This window comes from Paramuribaculum intestinale (assembly GCF_030759015.1).
Lineage (GTDB): Bacteria > Bacteroidota > Bacteroidia > Bacteroidales > Muribaculaceae > Paramuribaculum > Paramuribaculum intestinale.
The window spans coordinates 2661848-2678289 of record NZ_CP098825.1 but is presented as its reverse complement, the minus strand read 5'-3'; the positions used below and the strand labels follow the sequence as shown (position 1 = coordinate 2678289).

At 55.4% G+C, this 16442-nt stretch carries 14 protein-coding genes; 4 read left to right on the top strand and 10 right to left on the bottom strand.

Annotation, left to right across the window (positions count from 1 at the left end; translation table 11 throughout):
- Positions 1–135: 135 nt before the first annotated feature.
- From NF347_RS12040 to NF347_RS12025, 4 genes are read left to right on the top strand one after another with little or no spacing between them, the layout of a single operon-like run.
- Positions 136–1527, top strand: a complete 1392-nt coding sequence (locus tag NF347_RS12040; protein WP_107035363.1) for a DUF389 domain-containing protein — start codon at positions 136–138, stop codon at positions 1525–1527.
- The gene (locus tag NF347_RS12035) at positions 1524–2813 is read left to right on the top strand and encodes a glycosyltransferase (protein ID WP_107035362.1); all 1290 of its coding nucleotides are present in this window, start codon (positions 1524–1526) and stop codon (positions 2811–2813) included. Before NF347_RS12040 ends, NF347_RS12035 begins: the two co-directional genes overlap by 4 nt.
- A gap of 23 nt (positions 2814–2836) precedes the next feature.
- On the top strand, positions 2837–3613 hold the full coding sequence (locus tag NF347_RS12030) for a radical SAM protein (RefSeq protein WP_107035361.1): 777 nt from the start codon (positions 2837–2839) through the stop codon (positions 3611–3613).
- Between the two features lie 14 nt (positions 3614–3627).
- Positions 3628–4551 (top strand): S66 peptidase family protein, encoded by a 924-nt coding sequence (locus NF347_RS12025; RefSeq protein ID WP_161553776.1) that lies wholly within the window; start codon positions 3628–3630, stop codon positions 4549–4551.
- Between the two features lies 1 nt (position 4552).
- Here NF347_RS12025 and NF347_RS12020 read toward each other — a convergent pair whose 3' ends face one another.
- From NF347_RS12020 to aspT, 10 genes are all read right to left on the bottom strand, one after another.
- On the bottom strand, positions 4553–5005 hold the full coding sequence (locus NF347_RS12020) for a nucleoside deaminase (RefSeq protein ID WP_107035359.1): 453 nt from the start codon (positions 5003–5005) through the stop codon (positions 4553–4555).
- A complete protein-coding gene (locus NF347_RS12015; protein ID WP_107035358.1) occupies positions 5002–5916 on the bottom strand; it encodes a ribonuclease Z in 915 nt (304 codons plus the stop codon). Before NF347_RS12015 ends, NF347_RS12020 begins: the two co-directional genes overlap by 4 nt.
- 22 nt (positions 5917–5938) lie before the next feature.
- Positions 5939–7435 (bottom strand): lipopolysaccharide biosynthesis protein, encoded by a 1497-nt coding sequence (locus tag NF347_RS12010; protein WP_107035357.1) that lies wholly within the window; start codon positions 7433–7435, stop codon positions 5939–5941.
- 26 nt (positions 7436–7461) lie between these two features.
- Complete coding sequence (gene ruvB, locus NF347_RS12005; protein WP_107035356.1) at positions 7462–8499, bottom strand: Holliday junction branch migration DNA helicase RuvB; 1038 nt, start codon at positions 8497–8499, stop codon at positions 7462–7464.
- 81 nt (positions 8500–8580) lie between these two features.
- Positions 8581–9654 carry a glycosyltransferase family 9 protein gene (locus NF347_RS12000; protein ID WP_107035355.1) on the bottom strand — a complete coding sequence of 358 codons (1074 nt, stop codon included), beginning with the start codon at positions 9652–9654 and terminating at the stop codon, positions 8581–8583.
- Positions 9641–10246, bottom strand: coding sequence for a DUF4254 domain-containing protein (locus tag NF347_RS11995; protein ID WP_107035435.1), 606 nt, complete (start codon positions 10244–10246; stop codon positions 9641–9643). The genes NF347_RS12000 and NF347_RS11995 overlap by 14 nt, the downstream gene beginning before the upstream one ends.
- Before the next feature lie 178 nt (positions 10247–10424).
- Positions 10425–11771 (bottom strand): DNA cytosine methyltransferase, encoded by a 1347-nt coding sequence (locus NF347_RS11990; RefSeq protein ID WP_107035354.1) that lies wholly within the window; start codon positions 11769–11771, stop codon positions 10425–10427.
- Positions 11768–12526: an Eco47II family restriction endonuclease gene (locus NF347_RS11985; protein ID WP_107035353.1), complete on the bottom strand. Its 759-nt coding sequence runs from the start codon at positions 12524–12526 to the stop codon at positions 11768–11770. Before NF347_RS11985 ends, NF347_RS11990 begins: the two co-directional genes overlap by 4 nt.
- Before the next feature lie 214 nt (positions 12527–12740).
- The gene (locus NF347_RS11980; RefSeq protein ID WP_107035352.1) at positions 12741–14372 is read right to left on the bottom strand and encodes a bifunctional aspartate transaminase/aspartate 4-decarboxylase; all 1632 of its coding nucleotides are present in this window, start codon (positions 14370–14372) and stop codon (positions 12741–12743) included.
- 40 nt (positions 14373–14412) lie between these two features.
- Complete coding sequence (gene aspT / locus NF347_RS11975; protein ID WP_107035351.1) at positions 14413–16128, bottom strand: aspartate-alanine antiporter; 1716 nt, start codon at positions 16126–16128, stop codon at positions 14413–14415.
- Positions 16129–16442: the final 314 nt, after the last annotated feature.

Sequence of the window (16442 nt, the reverse complement as noted above, 5' to 3'; positions counted from 1 at the left end):
TGATTTGTCTGGCATATTGGTGCGCAATAAAAAAATGTAGTAACTTTAACGCGGAATTAATCAAAACCCACACATGTGGATTTTGAAAACGATTGTAATGAAGATTTCCCGACAGGGTCTTAGTGTTTTGATTTCATGAACAATAATTTTGTAAACAGAATCAGTCAGTTCTTTGTCAGCTATTTCACACTGTCAGATCTGGTGCCGCAGGCCGAAGCGGAGGCTGTGATACGCGAGGGTGTCACTTTTCGAGGTACCAATATACTGATACTCATCGTGGCGATACTGATCGCTTCGCTCGGACTCAACACCAATTCCACAGCCGTCATTATCGGAGCCATGCTCATATCCCCTCTTATGGGACCGATCATCGGCATCGGACTGGGCATAGGAGTGCACGATTTCGAGCTTATAAAGCGATGTCTTCGAAATCTCGTGATGGCGGCCGGCTTCTCCGTGCTCGCCTCTACCATCTATTTCATGATTTCGCCTGTCAACGAGGGGCACAGTGAGCTTCTCGCACGCACTTCACCCACCATCTACGATGTATTGATCGGATTTTTCGGTGGCGGAGCGGGCATCATCGGACTCGGAAGCCGGTCCAAAGGCAATGTCATCCCTGGTGTGGCCATCGCCACGGCGCTTATGCCACCGCTTTGCACTGCCGGTTACGGACTGGCCACTCTGCAGTTCCATTATTTTCTTGGAGCGAGCTATCTGTTCATAATCAACTCCATATACATTGCGTTTGCCACCTATATCGGAGTGAAGCTTTTCAAATACAAGCCCGTGGCCACGGTCGATGCCGATCGTGCCCATCGGGTGATGAGAATAGTCTACACGCTGGCCATCCTTACCATGCTTCCGAGTATATGGCTCACCTACAATATGTTCAGACAGAATAAGTTTCAGGTCAATTCCCAGCGTTTTGTGACAGAGGAGTGCCGGTTTCCTTCCACTCAAGTGTTGAGTTCGGATGCCTACGTCAGCAATGGTGAGCGATATATCAAGATCGCCCTGATCGGCAAAGTTCTTCCTGAGGACTCGCTCAATATGGCTTTGAGTTCACGACTGAGCTACTACGGCCTGGGCGGCACAAGGCTAATGATCGTGCAGGGCGACGCCGTGGCCGCTCCCGATGCGACTGCGGCTGCATCCGACATTTTCAAGATCACACAGGCCACCATAAGCTCCCAGCAGCAACAGATCGATTCGCTGCGGATGCTCGTCAGAGAGGCCGGATCGGCGCGTAGTGCAGGGCGTCTGATTTCGCCCGAACTCAAGGTGCTATTCCCGCAGGTGGAGGATATAGCCATTGCCGAGCCGGTGTTCAGTTCGGTCGACTCGATGAGACTTGACACTGTCAATGTGGCTCTGGTGCGTTTCTCATCGCCGATGAATCAGCCCACGGAGCAGAAGTTCAGGGAATATCTCTGCGCGCGTCTGCAGTTGCCAGCCATAAGCATTGTGCATGTCGACCGTAAGATACTTGACGAATCCGACCATAAATCCGCTCATAAAAAATGACATACCACGAGTCTTTGCCCGCCGGGTCACGGCCATTGAAAGTAGCGATGATCAGCCACAGCGACATGCTCGGAGGCGCATCGGTGGTCACCTACCGGCTTATGAAAGCGCTGAAGGCCGAGGGGGTCGACGCGCGTATGTCGGTCTACAACCGGCTGACCGACGATGCTTCGGTCAGGCAGGTTGGAACTGCGGGAACGCGCGGAGTGCGCTTCGCATGGGAGCGCGTGCGCATCATGGCCGCAAACGGATTCCGCCGCGATGATCTGTTCAAGGTATCGACTGCCGACACCGGATTCAACCTGAGCCGCGACCCATGGATCAGGGAAGCCGACGTCATACTTCTTGGATGGATCAATCAGGGGCTTCTCTCGCTTGACGATATAGAAGCTCTCGGGCGTCTTGGCAAGCCTGTGGTCTGGGTCATGCACGACATGTGGTGTCTGACAGGAATCTGTCACCATTCGCTCGGCTGTACCCGCTACACGGAGTCGTGCGGCCGGTGTCCGCTGCTTCACAGCCGCCGCGACAACGATCTGTCGCGCCATGTGTGGGAACGGAAAATGAAACTTTACGATGCTGTCCCACTGACATTCGTGGCCGTGAGCCGATGGCTGGCCGACCGCTGTGCCGAAAGCTCGCTGCTGGCGAAGCGTGATGTAAGGGTGATTCCAAACGCTTTTCCTGTCGATTCGTTTGTCATCCGGCCGCGTGGCGAACTGACGGTGCTGCAGGGCGATCTCGATCATGACATAATACTCATGGGTGCGGCGCGCCTCGACGACCATATCAAGGGACTTCCTATGGCTGTCGACGCACTCAATTATATCTTCGACAATCATCCCAAAGTGGCGCAGCGCACCGTTGCAGTGTTTTTCGGCGACCTGCGATCGTCGGCCGCTCTTCATAATCTCCGGTTTCCGCACTTTCATGTCGGACGCATCAATGATCCTAACCTGCTGCGCGATCTCTACGCTCGCTCTAAAGTGGTGCTCAGCAGCTCTCTCTACGAAACTCTTCCGGGCACGCTTATCGAGGGACAGGCATCAGGATGTCTGCCGGTCACATTCGGTCGAGGCGGACAGGCCGATATTGTCACACATCTCTCCGACGGATATATTGCCCGATATGCCGACACGCGCGACCTCGCCAAGGGTATTCTGTGGGCGCTGGATCAGAATGTCGACCGCCAGGCGCTACACGAGAGCGTCCGAAGGCGTTTCTCTTCCACGTCCGTAGCCCGGTCGTATATCGAACTGTTCAATCAGCTTGTAGCTGTAAAATAATCAATTGAAAACAAGACACAGCAATGCAGACGGTATTGTTTCATGAAACTATATTCGGACCGATTCACAGTCGGCGTCTCGGAACGTCGCTTGGAGTGAATCTGTCGCCTGTCGACGGCAAGACATGCACGTTCGACTGTCTTTACTGCGAGGCCGGATTCAACGCCCAGGGACCTGGCCGTAGCGGATTGCCTGCGAGAGCCGACGTGGCCGCGCAGCTCGAAGCACGCCTGAGTGCCATGAAAGCTGCCGGCGAAAAACTCGATGTCATAACTTTTTCGGGCAATGGCGAGCCGACCATACATCCCGAATTCGAGGGCGTGATCGACGATACCATAGCTCTCCGCGATCGTTATTTCCCTGAAGTGAAGATCAGTGTGCTGAGCAATGCCACGCGCCTTGCCGATCCGGGGGTGGACAGGGCGCTCAGGCGTGTCGACAACAATATTCTTAAACTTGACAGTGCCGTAACTGAAACCATGAGGCTCATAGACCGTCCGGGATCGCCCGATTTCACCTCGGAGCAGGTCATCGGTCAGATAGCGTCGTTCGCTCCGCAGTGCATCGTCCAGACCATGATACTGCGCGGAAGCCACGAAGGCCGCACGGTCGACAATACCGTCGACAACGAGATCGAGGCGCTTGTCGAGGCCTATCGCACGATACGTCCGAGGGAGGTGATGCTGTATTCCATTGACCGCCGCACGCCCGAACAGGCGCTCGTAAAAGTGGAGCGCGATGAGCTTGAACGCATCGCCTCGCACATACGTGAGGCCGGTATCAACGTTTTGGTAAGCTGATTATGGAGAATATTATGGAAAGTGACCGCCCTCTGATAGTGCCTGAACCTCTGCGTCCGGGCGACCGTATAGCCATACTCTCGCCGGCCGGAATCATCAAGCCGGAGTTTGTCTACAAGGCCATGCAGGTGTTGCAGGATGCCGGATACCGTCCGTTTGTCACGCCGCACGCTCTCGGCCGGTGGCGCACCTACAGCGGCACACCTCAGGAGCGTTTCGACGATCTGCGGCAGGCGCTGCTCGATTCGTCGGTGAAGGCTATCCTTTGCTCGCGCGGCGGTTACGGCGCGGTTCATCTGCTTGAGGATCTTGACCGGCTTCCGCTGCGCGAAAATCCCAAGTGGATCATAGGCTACAGCGATATCAGCGCGCTTCACGCTCTGATGCACCGCCACGGCATAGTTTCAATCCATGCACCCATGGCCAAGCATCTGACCACGCTGAAGGGGCGCGACGACGATGCGCAGGCGTTGTTTGAAATACTGGCCGGCGAGCCGCAGCTCTATTCTATTCCACCATCTCCGCTCAACCGTCAGGGCACGGCCGTGGCGCCGCTTGTCGGCGGAAATCTCGCTGTGATAGCCGATCTGGTGGCGACACCGTTTGACACCATTCTGCCCGACACTATCCTCTTCATTGAGGACATCGCCGAGCCGGTCTACAAGACGGAGCGCATACTCTACCAGTTGCGTCTGAGCGGAGCGCTGTCGCGCATCAAAGGGCTTATTGTGGGTGCGTTCACCGACTACGCTCCGGAGGTCGACGGACGATCCATGGAGGCGATGATCAGCTCTATGGTGGCCGATTATTCCTATCCGGTGGCGTTCGGTGTGCCGGTGGGGCATGTCGACCATAATCTGCCGTTGCAGGTGAGCCTGCCTACACGCCTTGAGGTCACAGCCGATCAGACGGTCATCGTGCAGCCTGCCGGCGCCTGAATTAGCGTTTTCCGGCAAAGAACTCCTTCATGAGCGCGCTGCACTCGTCGGCGAGCACTCCCGCCTTGACAGTGGCTTTGGGATGGAAAGGATTGCCGCCAAGCCGGCTGTAGCCGCGCTTCGGATCGGAAGCGCCGTAGACGATCCTGGGCAGCTGACTCCATCCGATCGCTCCGGCGCACATCACACACGGTTCGACTGTGACGTATAGGGTGCAGTCGGTCAGGTATTTGCCGCCTAAAGTCTGGGCGGCAGCGGTTATGGCCTGCATCTCGGCGTGGGCGGTGACATCCGAGAGTGCCTCCGTCAGATTATGGCCGCGCCCTACTACAGTGCCTTTGCATATCACCACTGCGCCTATAGGCACTTCGTCCTCTTCGAGAGCGCGGTGCGCTTCGTCAAGAGCCATGCGCATATAGCGCTCGTCGTCGTTGATTGCCGTTGTATTGTTCATAACAGATCTATTTTCATCCCTTCGTCGGCTGCGGTGACGTTTTCAAACTCTTCGCGCGCCTGGCGCAGCAGCAGTTCCGTGGATGTGTATCGGTTGGAATAATGCCCTATGATCAGGCGTTTGGCTCCAGCCATGCGTGCTATTTTGCCGGCTTCACGGGCGGTGGAGTGTCCGCGGCGGCGAGCCTGTTCGGCAAGCGAGTCGTCGTAGGTGGCTTCGTGATATATCACGTCGACCCCCTTTACGGCTTCGGCCACTGCCGGCGAGAACATCGTGTCCGAACAGTAAGCGTAGCTGACCGACGGCTCGGGATCTGTAGTCAGACGCTCGTTGGCTATCACACGTCCGTCTGGCGCTGTCCAGTCGGCTCCCTGTTTGACGGCGTGGAGGTCGGCTATCGGAATGCCGAAAAACTTGATCATGTCGCCGCGCAGATGCCGTGGTTTGGGATTTTCCCTGAATATATAGCCCAGACACGGCACGCGGTGCTTGAGCTGAAAGGCCTCTACGGTCATGGCATGGTCATCGGCCACGATGCAGGGCTCGTTTCCTACGCCTTGATATTCGATCTCAAAGGGTGAATCCGGGCAGAAGAAACTGATGATGTCGCGCATCCGGTCGAGCCCTTCCTGCGGAAGCGTCAGGCGTATCCGGCCTCCCTTGTCGTGAAGAGCCATGGTCGACAGCAGTCCCGGTAGTCCAAGGCAATGGTCGCCGTGAAGATGGCTGATGAAGATGTGCTCCAGGCGGTTGAAGCCTATGCCCATCCGCCTCATGGCCAGTTGAGAGCCTTCGCCGCAGTCAACCATCATAAGCCTGTCGCGGAAGTTGATTATCTGTCCCGAAGGATTGTGGCGCACCGAGGGAGTGGCCGATCCGCATCCGAGTATATCGATCTGAAATTTTGCCATAATACGGATTTTTCAGGTGTGTTCAGGCGGTTTTGACGCGGTGTCGTCGCAGTCCGAAGCAGTTCTCGCGCCGGGCAGCGAAAGCGATGTAGCCGAGCAACAGGGCTGTGCGCAGCGTATAGTCGATCCAAGGATTGCCGGTGGTCAGCACGACTGCCGAACCGTAGAGCGCGAGAGCGAGAAAGAAATACGTCAGCAGCGGGCCGAGCCGGTAGCCGATTGGATGTTTTATGCGTCCGGTGACGTAGGATAGTACCATCATCACTCCGTAGCATGTCAGAGCGGCCCAGGCACACCCCATATAGCCGATCGACGGCACAAGAAGGTAGTTCATCAGCAGGGTCACCGCAAGGCCCGTCAGCGAGAAATATGTGCCCCATATGGTGCGGTCGGTGAGCTTGTACCAGAGCGAGAGGTTGAAGAATACCCCGAAGAAAAACTCGGCAAGCATTATTATCGGCACAACCTTAAGCCCGGAGAAGTATTCGCGCCCTATGAAGTAGCGGAGTATGTCGAGATAAAACATCACGCCGAGAAATATCACCATAGAGAATATCACGAAATAGAGCATCGCCACTCTGAATGGACGGTATTTGTCTGGATCGTTTTTGTCGGTGCGGTTCTGGGCGAAAATAAAAGGCTCGTAGGCAAAGCGGAATGCCTGAGTGAACATCACCATCACGATCGCTATCTTGTAGTTGGCGCTGTATATACCGAGCTGCCTCATGCCTTCGGCCGGATCGGATATCAGTGCCGGAAGAAGAATCTTGTCGAGGTTCTGGTTCATGATGCCGGCGAGTCCGAGCACGAGCAGGGGAGCCGAATACGACAGCATCTCGCGCCACAGAGTGCGGTCAAACCGCCACCTGAATCCGGTGAAGTCGGGTATGAGTATCACCAGTGTGACCAGTGTGGCTATCAGGTTGGAGAGGAATATGTAGCCTATGCCGAAGGTGGGTGAATAAAACGCCGATACGGCATCGGGCCAGCTGCGGTAGAGAGCCGGGCAGAGGAGTATGAAGAACAGATTCAGCCCGATGTTCATCCCGATGCCGATCAGTTTCACGGTGGCGAAGCGTATCGGGCGGTGACGGTAGCGAAGCCAGCTGAATGGTATGGACGTGAACGCGTCCACTGCCACGGTGACGGCCATCATGGCCACATATTCGGGGTGGTCGGGGCAGTGCATGGCGCCCGACAGCCACGGCATGGAGGCCATGACCAGAATGACGAACAGAGTCGAGCTGCAGGCTATCGAGGTCATGGTAGTGGAGTAGACCACATGCGGATCGGGATAGCGATCGTGGTTGGCAAACCGGAAAAAACCGGTTTCCATGCCGTAGATCAACAGGGCGAGCGTCAGCGCCACCCATGCGTAGATGAAGCTCACGGTGCCGTATTGCGCCTCGGCGAACGTGATGGTGTAGAGCGGCACCAGAAGCCAGTTGAGAAAACGGCCGATGATGCTGCTGAGGCCGTAGACGGCCGTATCTTTTGCGAGCGACTTTAGTGAAGGCAAGGCTGTAGGGGTGTTAGCGTTGTTGTTCAGAATAGCGACGGCTCGTCGGTTGGCCGTCGGTTGCGTATGTGGCCGAGATGCCGGTAGGCAAGATCGGTCACTTCACGGCCGCGCGGAGTGCGGTTGATGAATCCTTCCTTGATCAGGAACGGTTCGTAGACCTCCTCTATCGTGCCGGCGTCTTCACCCAGGGCGGTGGCGATGGTGCCGAGACCCACAGGGCCGCCGTTGAATTTTGTGATTATCGTGGTGAGGATCTTGTTGTCGATCTCGTCGAGGCCGTGCTTGTCGATGTTGAGTGCTTCAAGCGAGTAGCGGGCTATTTCGGGATCGATGCGCCCGTTGCCCTTCACCTGGGCGAAATCGCGCACCCGTCGCAGCAGCGCGTTGGCCACGCGCGGCGTGCCACGGCTTCGCAGAGCTATTTCGTCGGCGGCCTCGGGGGTGCACTCCACTCCGAGCAGGCGTGCCGAACGAAGTATGATACGCTGCAACACCTGATGGTCGTAATACTCCAGATGGCAGTTGATGCCGAAGCGGGCGCGGAGCGGCGAGGTCAGCAGGCCGCTTCGGGTAGTGGCGCCGATGAGGGTGAACGGCGACAGGGTGAGTTGCACCGACCGCGCGCCGGGACCCTTGTCGATCATTATGTCGATGCGGTAATCCTCCATCGCGGAGTAGAGATACTCCTCGACGACGGGGCTCAGGCGATGGATCTCGTCGATAAACAGCACGTCGTTTTCCTCCAGAGAGGTTAGTATGCCGGCCAGATCACCCGGTTTGTCGAGCACCGGTCCGGAAGTGACCTTGAAGCCCACGCCGAGTTCGTTGGCTATGATTGCCGACAGTGTGGTCTTGCCCAGCCCGGGAGGACCGTGCAGAAGCAGGTGGTCGAGAGCTTCGCCGCGCATACGGGCGGCTGCCACAAACACTTTCAGATTGTCCACTATGCCGTCCTGTCCGGCGAAAGCCTCAAACTGCGATGGGCGCAGGGCTTTCTCGATATCGCCGTCGCGGTCGGAAGCCGCCTGTCGGGCGGCGCGTATGTCGAAATCTTCTTCCAATTGGCTGTAGGGTTTTTAGAGTATGTTTGAATTTCACTTCTGTTCACTCAAAGAGGATTTTGTAAAAAATCAAACATACTCTTACTTGCTGATTGTTTCTCTTACTCGTGATATGATCTCTTCGGGGGTTATCGAAGTCATGCAGCGATAGTCTGATGTGCGGCAGGGCCGGTTGCCGAACACCGAGCATGGGCGGCACGCCATCGGTGTCTGTACGGCAAGCGACGGATCGAAGCCGCAGGGCGTGAACCCCATTGAAGGGTGGGTCGCTCCCCACACCGTCACCGTGGGCACTCCTGTAAGGGCGGCCAGATGCATATTGCCCGAATCCATGGCCACCATGACGTCGAGCCGGCTCATCACGGCCATTTCGGTCCGGAAACCGAAGCGCTCGCGTGCCATGCTTGTGACTCGCGGAAACTCCTCGCTCCACCGACCCAGAATCAGCTTCTCCTCCTCGCCTCCGCCGAAAAGGAAGATCCTTGTCGACGGATCTTCCGACAGCGATGCGATCACCCGTTTCATCTTTTCCTCAGGGTAGATCTTGGCCTGATGGGCTGCAAACGGGGCTATCCCTATCCATCGCTCGCCTTCGGCTTTGTCGGGGCTTGCGGCGGCGAATGCCGACGGGTCAGCACCCCCCTTGAAAAACCTGACCGGCTCACCCGAAAGCTTCAGTCCGAGGCGCTCCAGCACGTCGCGGTAGCGTCGGTCGGTGGCGGTGAGTGGTGCAGGATATTCCGAAAAGTCGGCTACCAGACGCGCTTTCTCGCGGCGCCCCTTGCGGATACGGCTCACTCTGATGCCGTGAAGGTGGCAGAATACGGCTGCCAGACGGGTCCGCAGCACGTCGTGAAGATCGGCCATGTCGGTGAAACCATGCTCGCGGTGAAGCTCTCGGAGCAGCCTGATCATTCCGGCCGTACCGCTGTACTGGTGCTTCATGTCGGCTCCGACCACCGTGAGATTGGGCGGAGTTTCGAGCAGCAGACGTGCTGTGGGAGCCTTGGTCAGAAACACAAAGCGCACGTCGGGATTTGACCTGCACGCATCGTAGAGCGGACCGACGGCCATCGCCACATCGCCAAGCGCTGAGAAGCGCACGGCCAGCACGCACCGGCCTACGGTATGGCGGTCGGCTTTATTTGCCGGCATAGAGCACCGGATTGGTCGACGGATCGTTGTACATCTTCATCTGCCGGTAGACCTTCATGAACTTCCGACCGGCGGCAATATCGTCGATCAGACGGTCTATGGCCGCCGTCAGATCCTCGCGCTGGGTGAGAAGCACGTCGAGCTTCGCACGGCACTTGGCCAGATGCTGTTCCGAAGCGTCGGTGCGCTCCGTTTCGGCCTTCATGTGGTATATTTTCAGAGCGAGGATCGACAGCCGGTCTATTGCCCATGCGGGGCTCTCGGTGTTGATCGACGCGTCGGGAAGCGGTGTCACTCCGGCATATTTCTCAAGAAAATACGTGTCGATCTCCTCCACCATATCGGTGCGCTCCTGATTGGATCGGTCTATACGGCGTTTGAGAGCCAGAGCCTCCACCGGATCGATCTCCGGATCACGGATTATATCCTCCAGATGCCACTGCACGGCATCGATCCAGTTTTTGGCAAACAGAGTGTGTGCCGGATCATTGGCGGAATAAGGATTCTGCGGCTTGAAATCCACATCGTCGGTGAGATGGTAGAGAGCCACTGTCTCATCGAATATCCTGTTGCACTGTTGAGCGAAAGTCATGTTCATTATCGGAATAGTCGCTGTTGCGAGATGGTTTGCAAAACACAAATGTAGTGAAATTCCTCCAATCACCCCCAATCTTCCAAAAAAAATCCCAAAAACCTCACGCTCCGCACATGAAACCCGCGCAAGCTTATTCTGCGGTCCATAGCTGCATTTAGGATCGATGAAATTTTATCTAATCATTTGTATAGGGTTCTGGCGGATCACAAGCCAGTCCTTCAAATATGCCGTACAATTTCCTGACCGGCTGGTATGACTGATGTGGCTCCTCTGTTGAGTTCTGAGGCATAATGATGTCAATTTGATTGAACAGTCGCATGACAGCACGACCGATAGCCCAGGATAAATTGACTGGAACAGCATTTCCGATCTGTTTGTATTTTGCAGAAAGAGAGCCACAAAACTCCCAGTCGTCGGGAAATGTCTGTATTCGTGCATATTCACGGACGGTTAATGGCCGTGTTTCTGTAGGATGACACCTTTCGGTCTGTTTTTGAGCCGGAGCGCAGGTAAGGGTCAGGCTGGCTTCGTCCATGGAGAGGCGTCGTGCCATCCCTGTTTTGCCGCCTCCAAGATGATAGCTGCCCTTCATGTATTCTTTAGCTATATCGTCGGGCAGATCTCTCCAGTCTCCTCCCTCCGGCACAAGTTTCATTACTTTTTCTTTTGCCGCCGGATATTTTTGTCCTTCGCTTTCAGGCACGTCGCAGTCATAAAGATCACCATGAAAAAAAGCGTCACGAAGAGTGCGCAGTTGACCGCATACCGATGGCCATTTGAAGTTGACATGTGGAGCTATATCATACCGAATTGCAATGAGAATAAGTCGCTCTCTTTTTTGTGGGACATTATATTGAATGGCGCGGAGTACACGTGGCTCGATCAGGGTGTAGCCAAGTTCAGCTATGACAGATTTAATGGTTTCGATAGTGCGTCCATTGTCATGTTCCAGCAATCCTTTCACATTCTCGGCCATGAATACTTTTGGCTGTATTTCTTTGACCGCACGAGCCAATTCAAAGAAAAGAGTGCCTCGGGTTTCTTCAAATCCAAGCCTTTTACCGGCATAAGAGAATGCCTGACAAGGGAAACCTCCGGTCAGTAAGTCGACCTTGCCATGATATGGAGTGAAGTCGATGTCATGGATATCACCCTTGACCACATTCCAGTCCGGCATGTTCTTTTGAAGTGTAGCGCAAGCATCCTTGTCATACTCATTAAGCAGCAAATGCTTGAAGCCGGCCTTGTGCATGCCCAATGCAAGCCCCCCTCCCCCTGCGAATAGCTCGATTGATGTGAAAGTTCTGCGGGGCACAACCTCGTTTTCCTCGTCCCAGATATTGTTAAGCATCGCTGAAATTTCTGGAAATGAAGAAAGTTCTGAAACGATCAGATACTTCTGATTATGCTCGTCAATACGGGCTACACATTTGCCGTTGGCAATCCATTTGTCAACGGTGGCACGTGAAACGCCCATAATGTCGGCGAAATTATTCAGTGATATATGAGTATCCCGGGTCATTTGTTGTTGAGTTTGTCAAATCCCTCATATGTCTTGAATGCGAGAATGTACAGACTGGCGAGAATGTCGGCATGCTCTTTTGTGAGTTCTTCGTACACGGTGTTTTTGAGAGCAAGAGCGGGGTTGTCATTGACTACATCCTCAATGATTCGGGGCAGTGCAGCACACAATCTGAAGAAGGCGTCTTCAACGCCGAATACAAGAGCATAGAACTTGTCAATTGACATTCTACGGATCTTTTTGTGCTCACGTGGTTTGCCATCGAGTGAAACTTTCCAGGCATCGTCGCGGGAACGTTTGGAAATTATTTCGACAAGGTAACAGGTCGCTTCGTCATCGTCCAACAGCTTCCCTTGCATTTTCATATATGTTTTCTGAGATGAAGCGGAATTCATGGTGTTGTGCTTGTTCTTCATCTCGACGTAGATATGCAGTTCATCGTTTTCCACATCAAATCCCGCCGAAGGTACAACCCATCCGTTGCCGGCATATCGGAATAGGTTTTGATGGAAATATCCGATGCGGTTGGTGTTGGACTTGTCAATCTGCCGGAAGCATTCATCTTCGACGGCTTGTTGAATAGTCTTGCCGTAAACCTTGGCGTCAAATGTCAGCTTGATCGGGTCAATGATATTCTCATTGAACTGGTCAAGAGTTATTTCTCGCCGGTAAGCCTCTACGGTCTTTTTGACATGTTCGTAGATATCTTCGTTAGAAATAAAACCGAGATTGTAGTTGTGTGGAACAGTTGGCATTTATCTGTGTTAGCGTCTTTTAGACGCAAAGTTACAAAAAAAACGATATATCCCGTCTATATTTTCAGGATTTTGTCAACATGTTCGATACGCAGGATAAATCGGTGCAGAACAACGGCGCTGCGTCAGAATACCGGTGTTTTGACGCAGCGCCTGCTATGTTCATCCGTGTGGCATGGTTCCCGGAGGAGCTATGCGGGGCGAGGGATTCGTGTCAGGATTTTTTAGAGGCTTTCCATTCGTCGGCAAACTGTTCGAGGATCTGGCGTATGTTTTTGCCCAGACGCACGTAGTCGTCCTCGTTGAGGTTGGCGAGCGACACACGTATGCTCCAGCGGGGGCCGTCGAAGCCGTCGCCGTTGAGCACCACGCTTCCGGTTTCCGAGGCGAGTCTGAACACTATAGCCAGCGGGTTGTAGGTCTTGTCGAGATAGTCGGCGAATTCCTGCCCGTAAAGCTTCTTGGCCCATATCATCATGTCGATTTCCGAGTAGTAGTCGGCACGGAGCGGATCGTCGGGCATTGAGAATCCGAAGTTCTTCCACAGGGCGTCGTAGCGGCTGTGTATGAGCTTTATCATCCGTTCGTGGTAGGTGTCGGCGGTGTCGATGAGCGTCGACAGTGCGAAGAACGACATCTGTATCTGCTGCGGTGTCGACAATCCGGCTGTGTGATTGAGGGCTATGAGCCGGCTCTCGGCCACCATGCGGTCGATGAATTTAAGGCCGGAGACGTCGATCGTTAGGCTCTGGTAGCGCTCTTCAAGCTGCTTTTTCTTGTCGTCGGGAAGCTCGGATATGAGCTTGTCGAACACGTTGTCGGAGCTGACGGCTGTGACGGCCACTCGCCATCCGGTGGCTCCGAAGTATTTCGAGAACGAGTAGCACGATATCGAGTTGTAGGGCAGCTCGGCGGCGAGGCTGCGGTAGCCCTTGACAAATGTGCCGTAGACGTCGTCGGTCAGTATCATCAGCCGCGGATTGGCCTTGACCACCTCCTTGAGCGCCTCGACCGTCTCGGGTGCCATGGCGTAGCTGGGCGGGTTGGACGGGTTGGTGACGAACAGCATCTTGTATTTCGGATCCTTGAGCTTCTCTATGTCGGCTCTCTTGTACTGCCATGTGTGCAGGCCGTCGGGGGTGGTGGCGTCGGCGTCGATGTCGAGCACCGTGTATTCGAATTCGTTCAGCTCCGGTATCTCTATGTAGGGTGTGAACACCGGCACCATGATGGCTATGGCGTCGCCCTTTTCGAGCAGATGGTTCTGCTTGAGCACGTCGAAGCAGTAGCACATTCCGGCCGTGGAGCCTTCGACTGCGAATAGGTCGAATGTGACATCCTTCGGGGGATTGGAGGCGCAGATGGCCCAGTCGAGATATTTGCGCACGATCACTTCGGTGTAGTGGAGTATGCGCGGCGGGGTGGGATAATTGTCGCCCACGATGCCGTCGGTCCACTCGTCGAGCAGGGCGTCGGGGTCGGCCGAGAGTTCCATCAGGCAGTATTCGTAGGCCTTGCGCAGGAAGTCGACTCCGGGCATCGAGGCGTTGTCGCGCATCCATGTCTCGAAGCGTGCGGCCATGCCGCCTTTCTGCGGAGTGCCGGCGATTCCTTCGGGGAGTGAGAGGGTGCGGTGGCACTCGGTCATCGCAAACTGTCCGAAGGCGAAGAATGCGCTGCGCGGAGCGTCGCTCACCCAGTTGGGGTTGCCGCGGCCGGCGTTGAGCAGTGAGTTGGCGGCCTTCTTGACTTTTTCGTCGGCCATCTCTATGATTTTGCCTTTCAGTTCGAACGGCGACAGCTTCGACAGTTCGTTGTCGATAGGAGAGTTGATGAGATTGTCCATAGTATTGCGTGTAATTGAAAGTTGTGGGTTATGTCGGGTTTTATGCGAAGAGTATGACCATAACTACGCCGAACAGTATCAGCAGCGTGTTGCCGACGGCATAGGTGACGGCATAGCCCATGGCGGGCACATTGCTGTGGAGCGACTCCTCCACGGCGCCGAGGGCGGCGGTGGTGGTGCGCGATCCGGCTACGCATCCGAGGGCTGTGCCGGGGCGGAACTTGAACACGTAGCGTGCCAGCAGTATCGAAATGATCAGCGGCAGGGCTGTGGCTATGGCGCCCCACACGAGCAGCATCCAGCCCACCTGGGCGAAAGCCTGCACGAAGTGAGGGCCGCATTCGAGGCCTACGCAGGCTATGAACATGTTGAGGCCGAGGTCGCGGAATATCCACACGGCCGGTTCGGGCACCTGTCCGTAATCGGGGCGTTTGCTGTGCCACCATCCGAAGATGAGGCCCATGATCAGCGCTCCGCCCGAAGTGGTCAGCGAGATAGGCACGCTGCCGGCGTTGAACGATAGCACTCCGATGATGCCGCCGATAAGGATGCCGAGCGACACGAAGATGATGTCGGTGGCCGTGGTCTGGCGCGATGCGCGGCCTATTGCCTTCGCCGCCGTATCGACATCGTAGGGGAGTCCGACGAGGGTCATCATGTCGCCTCCGTCCACGACATTGTTTTCGCGCACCGGTATGTCGATCGACTGCTGGCGTTTGATCGAGCGGATGCTCACGCCGTGCATGAACGGCATCTCGCGGATCTCCTTGACAGTCTTGCCGTCGACCGCTTTCGAAGCTACCATCACGGGCTGTATGCGTATCGGGAAGTTGAGAAGCTCCGGATCCTGCGCCTCTTCGCCGATCCATGTTTCCTCACCGATAATGGCCTCGCGGCGTCCGCTGAGCACCACCTCGTCGCCCTTGAATATCATGGCCGAACCTTTGGGGGTGTCGGTGATCTGCCCGTTGTGGCGTATGCGGTCAACGAAAAGCCTGCGGCCCTGCGACTTCAGATAAGCCTCGAGGTCCGACACCCTCTTGCCTGTGCCAAACCAGTCGTTGTCGACCCTGTAGCAGCGGAATGCCACCTCACGCAGCGATGAGCCGTAGCCCGGCTGGTCTACGAGAGTCTGACCCATCTGGGCCTCCTCCTCCACGCAGTCCTGACGGCACTTCTGGAAGCCGCCCATCAGCCTCGGACCCACGAAGGCTATGATCCATGCCGAGCCGGCGGTGCCGAACACGTAGGTGACGGCATACATCACCGGCACCACATTGTTCATCGACTCCTTGGCCGCCTCGGAGATATGCAGTCCGTTGATGGTCTCCTGGCCCACGCCGATCACCGCCGAGATGGTCTGCGCGCCCGAGAAAAGACCCACGGCCTCGCCGGCATTGTAGCCCGCCAGCTTGGCGCAAAGCCATGTCACGCCGAGGCAGACCACGCAGACCACTGCGGCGAATATCACCTGCGGAAGTCCCGTCTTGCGGAAACTTCTGAAGAATTGCGGTCCGACGCTATAGCCGATAGCAAACAGAAACAGCAGGAAGAAAACCATTTTGAGCGGAGGCAGTATCTTTACTTCCGGCGCCAGAATGCCGAGAACCACGCCCACGAGCAATACGCTCGTGACAGTGCCCAGAGTGAGCATCTTGTACTTAAGCTTGCCGACAAGATACCCCAGGCACAGAGTCAGGAAAATCGCCATAGAGGGATTCTCCACCAAAAAGGGAACGATAGTGTTGTGCCACATAATGAAAAGAGCGTTTAATGTGTGTTTTATATTGAGTGTGTGTTGTCATCATAAGCGCATCGTTGGCCGCGTATGCATAAATTACAACGCCCTCTTCCCCTGCAAAGTTCCGATGACGGGAATGTTGTTCTAAAACACTATAAAGCCGGTCTCAGGGTGACATGAAGCAATAGTTTGCCCCGACCAAGCCCCTCGCCCGGTGTTCAAACCCTAAAAACACCTCCCCTTTTTTTTGAAAAAGCTGCAATCGTGTTTATGTTCAGCTCCATAAATTTGGGTCAACGCAATTTGATCATCGATAATGACACAAAAAA

What these genes read in the sequence shown, in the direction of transcription:
- NF347_RS12040 (WP_107035363.1), top strand. Translation starts at nt 136, where the DNA reads ATGAACAATAATTTTGTAAACAGAATCAGTCAGTTCTTTGTCAGCTAT.
- NF347_RS12035 (WP_107035362.1), top strand. Translation starts at nt 1,524, where the DNA reads ATGACATACCACGAGTCTTTGCCCGCCGGGTCACGGCCATTGAAAGTA.
- NF347_RS12030 (WP_107035361.1), top strand. Translation starts at nt 2,837, where the DNA reads ATGCAGACGGTATTGTTTCATGAAACTATATTCGGACCGATTCACAGT.
- NF347_RS12025 (WP_161553776.1), top strand. Translation starts at nt 3,628, where the DNA reads ATGGAAAGTGACCGCCCTCTGATAGTGCCTGAACCTCTGCGTCCGGGC.
- NF347_RS12020 (WP_107035359.1), bottom strand. Translation starts at nt 5,005, where the DNA reads ATGAACAATACAACGGCAATCAACGACGACGAGCGCTATATGCGCATG.
- NF347_RS12015 (WP_107035358.1), bottom strand. Translation starts at nt 5,916, where the DNA reads ATGGCAAAATTTCAGATCGATATACTCGGATGCGGATCGGCCACTCCC.
- NF347_RS12000 (WP_107035355.1), bottom strand. Translation starts at nt 9,654, where the DNA reads ATGCCGGCAAATAAAGCCGACCGCCATACCGTAGGCCGGTGCGTGCTG.
- NF347_RS11995 (WP_107035435.1), bottom strand. Translation starts at nt 10,246, where the DNA reads ATGACTTTCGCTCAACAGTGCAACAGGATATTCGATGAGACAGTGGCT.
- NF347_RS11990 (WP_107035354.1), bottom strand. Translation starts at nt 11,771, where the DNA reads ATGACCCGGGATACTCATATATCACTGAATAATTTCGCCGACATTATG.
- NF347_RS11985 (WP_107035353.1), bottom strand. Translation starts at nt 12,526, where the DNA reads ATGCCAACTGTTCCACACAACTACAATCTCGGTTTTATTTCTAACGAA.
- NF347_RS11980 (WP_107035352.1), bottom strand. Translation starts at nt 14,372, where the DNA reads ATGGACAATCTCATCAACTCTCCTATCGACAACGAACTGTCGAAGCTG.
- aspT (WP_107035351.1), bottom strand. Translation starts at nt 16,128, where the DNA reads ATGTGGCACAACACTATCGTTCCCTTTTTGGTGGAGAATCCCTCTATG.